Source organism: Mesorhizobium sp. M7A.F.Ca.CA.002.04.1.1, from assembly GCF_004022805.1.
GTDB lineage: Bacteria > Pseudomonadota > Alphaproteobacteria > Rhizobiales > Rhizobiaceae > Mesorhizobium > Mesorhizobium ciceri.
The window spans coordinates 1-6451 of record NZ_RZPL01000293.1 but is presented as its reverse complement, the minus strand read 5'-3'; the positions used below and the strand labels follow the sequence as shown (position 1 = coordinate 6451).

Here is a 6451-nt window from a genome sequence, read left to right as displayed (position 1 = left end):
GATAAGAGACGCCGCCCTTCCAGAACTTCATGGAGAGATCGGTGCCGTTGGCGACGCGGCCATTGCCATAGTTGATGTCGCCCTTGAGGCGGCCGATGATGTCGGCGACGGGCACGTTCATCCATTGCCGCTTGCCGATGATAGCGGCCATCTCGTCCTTGTTCTCGGTGGCCTCGCACCATTGCTGGGCTTCCATGACGGCCATCAGGATCGCCTTGGTGGCGTTCGGATATTTCTCGATGAATTCGGCGCGCAGGCCGAGCGCCTTTTCGGGATGGCCCTTCCACAATTCGCCTGTCGTGGCGGCGGTGAAGCCCACGCCCTGGTGGACGAGTTGCTCGTTCCACGGCTCGCCGACGCAGAACACGTCCATATTGCCGACCTTCATGTTGGCCACCATCTGCGGCGGCGGCACGACGATGGTCGAGACGTCCTTGTCGGGATCGATGCCGCCGGCGGCCAGCCAATAGCGCAGCCACAGATCATGCGTACCGCCCGGGAAGGTCATGGCGGCCTTGATTTCCTTGCCGGTCGCCTTCTTGGCAGCGAAGGCGTCTTTCAGCTTCGAGGCGTCGAGGCCGACACCGGTGCCGGCATATTCCTGGGCGACCGAAATGCCCTGGCAGTCGTAGTTGAGCCGAGCCACGATCGCCATCGGCATCGGCTGGTTGTTCTGCGTCACCTTGCCGGTGTGCATGAGGTAAGGCAGCGGTGTCAGGATATGAGCGCCGTCGATGCCGTTGGCCGCGCCGCCGAGCATCAGATTGTCGCGTGTCGCACCCCAGGAGGCCTGCTTGAGCACCTCGACATCGGTCCCAGCATATGCGCGAGATGGAAGTGGCCGATGGCGATGCGGTCGCGGATGTTGGCCCAGGATGTCTCGCGGTGCAGCTTCAGATCGATGCCTTCTTGCGCGGCGAAGCCAAGCTCGCCGGCCGCGACCAGCACGGCGCTGTCGAAAAGCGGCATGAAGCCGGCGGTGATCTGGTGCTCGGCAGTCATGCTCATTCGTCCTCCGCCGGTCCCAGCAGCCCCGCGGCAGTCACCAGGCTTTGGGCGATGTCGCCGATCTTGCGGTTCTGGTTCATCGCCGTCTTGCGCAGCAGCGTGTAGGCCGCCTCTTCGGAGAGGCCGCGCGATTTCATCAGGATGCCCTTGGCACGGTCGATCACCTTGCGGCTCTCGAGCTCGCCGCGAACCTCTTCCAGTTCGCGTGCCATGCGCGAAAAGGCGTTGAAGCGGCTGACCGCCATGTCGAGGATCGGCTTGACGCGCTCTTGCCGCAGACCGTCGACGACATAGGCCGAAACGCCGGCATCGACCGCCGCCTCGATCGAGGCCTGGTCGGAGCGGTCGACGAACATGGCGATCGGCCGTTTTACGGCACGCGACAGCTGGAACATGTTTTCCAGCATGTCGCGATTCGGGTTTTCGAGATCGATGACGATGACATCGGGCTCGATCTCGGCGATCCGCCGCGCAATGCCGGTCACATCATGGATGACGGTGACCCGCTCATGGCCGGCCTCGCGCAAACCCGCCTCGATGATCGCGGCGCGGATGCGGTTTTCATCGATCACCAGGACGGCGAGTGCGGTTCGAACCATGCCTGCATTGTGACTAAGCGAGGGAATTGTGCAATGCGGTATCGAGAGAGAGCGGTGCTCGCTACGCCTTGGCAGGCCTATAGAGGTGGACGCTGGAAATGGATAGCTGTGATTTTGGCGGCAGTAGGACCGACTGCGGCTAACGCATTCACTACGTCAATCGGTTTGAGACGACCGGAACAGCAACTGGAACCAAGGCAGAGATCAAGCAGCCTATGGCGCTGATCGCGTTGAGATTACAACGGCGGCAACGGCACCAGATCTGAGGACGAAAAATGATCGACAAGAAATCTGAGACTGAAGCTGAAAAAGAGATCTGTGAAGTCGTGGGCCGAATCGTACTCATGGCTTCACTCTTAGACAATCAGTTAAATGCCGTCTTGGTGGCAGCTCTATCTCTTGGCGGGAAGGCGCTGACACTCGCGGTTGTCGCTGCCCTGGACCCGGCCCGAAAAGTTGAAATCCTGAAGGCATTTGTCACGCAGATATCCAACGACGAATGGAAGAAGCCAGTCCTGCGTTACGCAGACGGCGTTGAAAAAGTAAACCGGGCTCGGAACCTCGCCGCCCACAGTATGGTTATCGACAGCGGTGGAGAACATGTTCTAGCGACCAATAGCGTTGCGAAATTATTGAAGGCTACTGATCGTAAAAGCCGAGCGATCAAACGTGTGCCGCTCAACACGCTGAGCAATGCTTCAGATCTCGCGCTGAAAGTCTATAAAGAGGGTGAGAGCGTTATCGCCAATTTTGGTCGAGTTGAGTTGGAGAGAAATCGACGGGGAGCAGCGGCGCAACGCTAGATCATTCGGAATCCAATTGTCTGCGGCTTCGTTGGATGCCAATCAGCCGATCATGAAAAGAGTCGCACTACCGATATCCTAGATCGGCCGAGGCTTATGTGCGTCGCGCCGACCGCTAAATAATCATGCCGGGAAATGAGCTTCTTTGATGAGTTGGAATATTCTCGCTGCGCTTCCGAACATCGTCGTCACAGACCCGATTGAGGGAGAACAATTCTCCATGATCGGCAGCGATGACGCGCGCCTGTCCGATAATTTTGCCCTGCAGCCAAATCTAAAAGCATTCTTCCGAAGGTTTACAAACAGCCACGGAGTGAGGATTACGCCCGCAGCGCTCGTTGCGAGATCTGATACGCCCGCCGAGTTTCTCAACAGCGAAGCTGTCTCGGGTTTTCGAGATGCCGTTGCCGCGTCCATCATCCCATTTGCACGCGCTGCGGCCATAACTCATCGCAATTATTCCCGACCGATGTACTCTGACTCTTTCGATCTTTATCCTTGGATGGTCGATCGGAATGGCGAGCACCTCATCGCGAACACTCCGGCCGTAAGCGCACTTCATCAGATCAAAGGATTTAGGGGGCTTTCCTCGCCAGGACTTTCGGTCGTCCAGATTCGCGATTGGGACATTGATGAAGCGTTACTAAAAGTTTTGCTAGACTGGTGGAGGAAGAGATTTTCCGGCGGAACGCCACACTGGGAACAACTTGCGCTATTTCGCTCTCTGAACGCTGCTAATGCCGCAATGCAAATGCCGCAAAGCGCGGGCGCCACGATATATGACTGGGGCCGATCCCTGTCGCTTTGGATAAGCGCATTTGAGATACTCGTGCACCCTGGCCCTGGCGGTGAAGCCAACCGCGCGAAAGTATTTGCATTGATTGAACGCGGTGAATGGGAGCGTGAAGCAGTTCGCGAAAAAGTCCATGATGTGCGGTTGAGCAAAAAGAGCGTCGTAAGAAAAGCATTTCCCAGCTATCTGTATGCTCTCGCTTACCAAGCGAGAAACAATTTTCTCCATGGCGAGCCAGTTGGACGGGAGCACTTGGTTTTACCTTCCGGTCAGCCCGTTGGGTTTTTGGTCTCGGCGCTTTATCGAAACGCAATTGCGACATTTGTAGATCTGACAGCTACCGTAAGCATCGACGGAAAGGCGTCTGTTGGAGCAATCGCACAGGCAATATCTGAAATGTCCGACCGTCGAAGAGTTCCGCGCACTGTAGAAGATGCCTTCATTAAGGCCATGGCTCCTAAGCCGGAAACCGAAGACGACGATGAGTAGCGACAACAGCCATTCCCGCAGCTATGCACTTTAAAAGAACCTGCTGGTCGAGCACTGCAGCGGCGCTGAAATCCGCCCTTCACGCGATGACCCTGTCGCCTGCAGCGAACCGCAGGCGCCCTATTCCGCGGCCAACGCCGTGACCTCGCGGCGGAAGGGCAGTGCGTCGCCGATATCGGCTTCATCCAGCTCGCGCGCGAAGCGGTGACCGGCATAGGTTGCCCAGGCGATCGGACCCGGCGCCTCGGCGTCGCCGATGATTTTGATCGAGCGGATTCCGCTGTCGGCCCATTCGTCCCGCCGCGCCTTCAATTCCTGCCAGACACTATCGTCCTGGTGGCGTGACGTGACCAGCACCACGGCGTCCGCGGCGATGTCAAATTGGCTGCCCGTATAGGCGCACGCCGTGGCAACACCGCCCGGCACGATGCGCGTCACAGTCCGGTTCAGCACGATCTCGACGCCGAGTTCGGCCAGCCGGCGATGGACGGCGCCCTGCTCCAGCGTGTTGCGGGTCCAGTCGGATACATAGGCCGACGGCGTCACCAGCGTCACCTTCGCGCCCTGGCGCGCCATCAGCTCGGCCAGAACGCCACCCATGTAGTAGTGGTCGTCGTCGAACAGCACGACACTGCCGGTCGGCACAGTGCCGGCCATCAGATCGTCCGGCGTGTAGACCGGCATGGCCGGGTCGATCGGCATCGGCACGACATGCGCGCGCGCCACGCCGTCTCGGCGCCATGTCGAGCCGGTGGCAAGCGCAATGTTCTGAAAGCCGAAGTCCAGTATCTCCTGCGCCGACAATCGGCTTTCGAAATAGACGTCGACATTGGACATCTGGCTGATCTGGTACTGGCGGTAGTCGCGCACGCGTCCCCATGCCGAGAGACCAGGCAAGCGGCACTCGCGCGCCACGCGGCCGCCAAGTTCGGTGCCGGCCTCGGCGATGGCCACCTGATAGCCGCGCAGGCCGAGCGCACGCGCCGCCTCCAGCCCGGCCGGGCCGGCGCCGACGATCAGCACGCTGTCGCTATCGCCCTTGGCCTGCATGCGTTCGGGATGCCAGCCCTTGCGCCATTCCTCCATGAAGGTCGGGTTCTGCGTGCAGCGCGAGATCGACATGGTCATGTCGCCGGTGATGCAGATGTTGCAGCCGATGCATTCGCGAATGTCCTCGATGCGCCCCTCCTCCACCTTCTTCGGCAGGAAGGGATCGGCAATCGATGGGCGCGCGCAGCCGATGAAATCCAGCGTGCCGGACTTGATCATCTTCACCATCACATCCGGCGAGGTGAAGCGACCGACGCCTACGACCGGCTTCGAGGTCAGTTTCTTGATGCCGGACACCAGGCTCTCCTGCGCGCCCTCCTCCTTGAACCGCGACGGCCCGGAGCAGTCCTCCCAGGCGCCATGCGCCAGGTCCCAGAGGTCGGGCAGATCGGCATGCATCTCGATCATGTCGCGCACTTCGGAATTGGCGAAGCCGAGCTCACCGATCATCTCGTCCAGCGACAGCCGCAGCGTCAGGCCGCACGTGTCGCCGATAGCGTCCCTGCCCTCTTCGATCAGCTCACGCATCAGCCGCGAGCGGTTCTCCAGCGAGCCGCCATATTCGTCGCTGCGCTGGTTGGTGGCCGTGGACAGGAAGTGCTGGATGATGCCGAAGCCATGCGCGCCGTAGAGGCACACCAAATCGAAGCCCGCGAGCCTCGCCCGTTTGAAGGCATTGCGATGCCAGCGGCGCAGGTCGCGAATATCCTGCTTGTCCATGGCGCGCGCCTGCACCGGATCGTTGGTGAAGGTGCGGATCGGCAGGGCCGACGGCCCGCGCGGCACTTCCTTGGTGTAGAGGTTCGGCCCGTTGATGCCTGAGTAGGCCAGCTGGATGCCGGCCAGCGCGCCATGCTGGTGCATTGCCTTGGCCATCTTCGCCAGCGCCGGAATATCGGCATCGTCCCACAGCCTGAGCTCGATGAAGGGCGTGATCTCCGATGTGTGGTGCATCTCGGTTTGCTCGGTGAAGATGACGCCCCAGCCGCCTTCCGACTTGGTGCGGCGCATCTCGGCCGCGGCCGAAGGGTCGCGATAGCCGCCGCCATTGCAATGCGGCACCTGATAGAAGCGGTTCTTGGCGGTCACCGGACCGATCTTCACGGGCTCAAACAGAATATCATAACGCGGATCGCGCATGGAACGTGCCTTCCTGCCAGCGTCGCCCTGCAGCACGCCCGATCATGGTTTCGAGGCGTGACGCAAGCCGGCCAGCCCAGTGGGTTGATGCCGTGAGACCATTCATAAGTTGCGGCAAGCGCCGGAAAACAACAGATTTCTTCTGTGCCGGTTAGGCCGCGCCTAATCGCACACATCCGGATTAGCATCCGCTGAATCCCGACTGAGCCAAATGCGACTTCAAGGCCCCGGCCACGCGATGCTAGAAGTACCGACGGCCAATGAGACACAAGACGCATGGACAGCATCCAGATCCTCGAAAAGCTGCTCGCATTCCCGACGGTGAGCCGCGACTCGAACCTCGCCCTCGTCAACTACGTGGCGGACCTGCTAGACGCACACGGCACTGCCAGCCAGATCATCCACAGCGAGGACGGCCACAAGGCCAACCTCTTTGCCACCATCGGACCGACTGATGCTTCCGGCATCATGCTGTCCGGTCACACCGACGTCGTTCCCGTCGACGGCCAGGCCTGGACGCTGCCGCCCTTCGAGATGACGAACCGTGACGGCAAGCTTTACGGACGCGG

6 protein-coding genes and 1 pseudogene are annotated in these 6451 nt (G+C 60.3%); 3 read left to right on the top strand and 4 right to left on the bottom strand.

Features of this window, described 5'->3' with window-relative positions; genetic code table 11:
• The 3 genes and pseudogenes from ENZ75_RS16695 to ENZ75_RS16685 all read right to left on the bottom strand — a co-directional run.
• A pseudogene (locus ENZ75_RS16695) lies at positions 1 to 811 on the bottom strand (CmpA/NrtA family ABC transporter substrate-binding protein); the annotation flags it as partial.
• On the bottom strand, positions 760 to 1002 hold the full coding sequence (locus tag ENZ75_RS35595) for an ABC transporter substrate-binding protein (protein WP_281057004.1): 243 nt from the start codon (positions 1000 to 1002) through the stop codon (positions 760 to 762). The pseudogene ENZ75_RS16695 and the gene ENZ75_RS35595, both read right to left, overlap by 52 nt.
• A 2-nt stretch (positions 1003 to 1004) precedes the next feature.
• The gene (locus tag ENZ75_RS16685) at positions 1005 to 1607 is read right to left on the bottom strand and encodes an ANTAR domain-containing response regulator (RefSeq protein WP_013530455.1); all 603 of its coding nucleotides are present in this window, start codon (positions 1605 to 1607) and stop codon (positions 1005 to 1007) included.
• A 275-nt stretch (positions 1608 to 1882) separates the two neighbouring features.
• Here ENZ75_RS16685 and ENZ75_RS16680 point away from each other — a divergent pair, with 275 nt between their 5' ends.
• Positions 1883 to 2410, top strand: a complete 528-nt coding sequence (locus ENZ75_RS16680) for a hypothetical protein (RefSeq protein WP_063168699.1) — start codon at positions 1883 to 1885, stop codon at positions 2408 to 2410.
• Positions 2411 to 2558: 148 nt separating this feature from the next.
• Entirely contained in the window at positions 2559 to 3692 is a 1134-nt protein-coding gene (locus ENZ75_RS16675) for a hypothetical protein (protein ID WP_063168700.1), read from the top strand.
• 120 nt (positions 3693 to 3812) lie between these two features.
• Here the strand turns inward: ENZ75_RS16675 and ENZ75_RS16670 are convergent, their stop codons facing one another.
• A complete protein-coding gene (locus tag ENZ75_RS16670; RefSeq protein ID WP_063168701.1) occupies positions 3813 to 5882 on the bottom strand; it encodes an NAD(P)-binding protein in 2070 nt (689 codons plus the stop codon).
• Positions 5883 to 6158: 276 nt separating this feature from the next.
• Between ENZ75_RS16670 and ENZ75_RS16665 the strand changes: the two genes are divergently transcribed.
• On the top strand, positions 6159 to 6451 hold a 293-nt coding region (locus tag ENZ75_RS16665), incomplete at its 3' end, for a M20/M25/M40 family metallo-hydrolase (protein ID WP_128278187.1).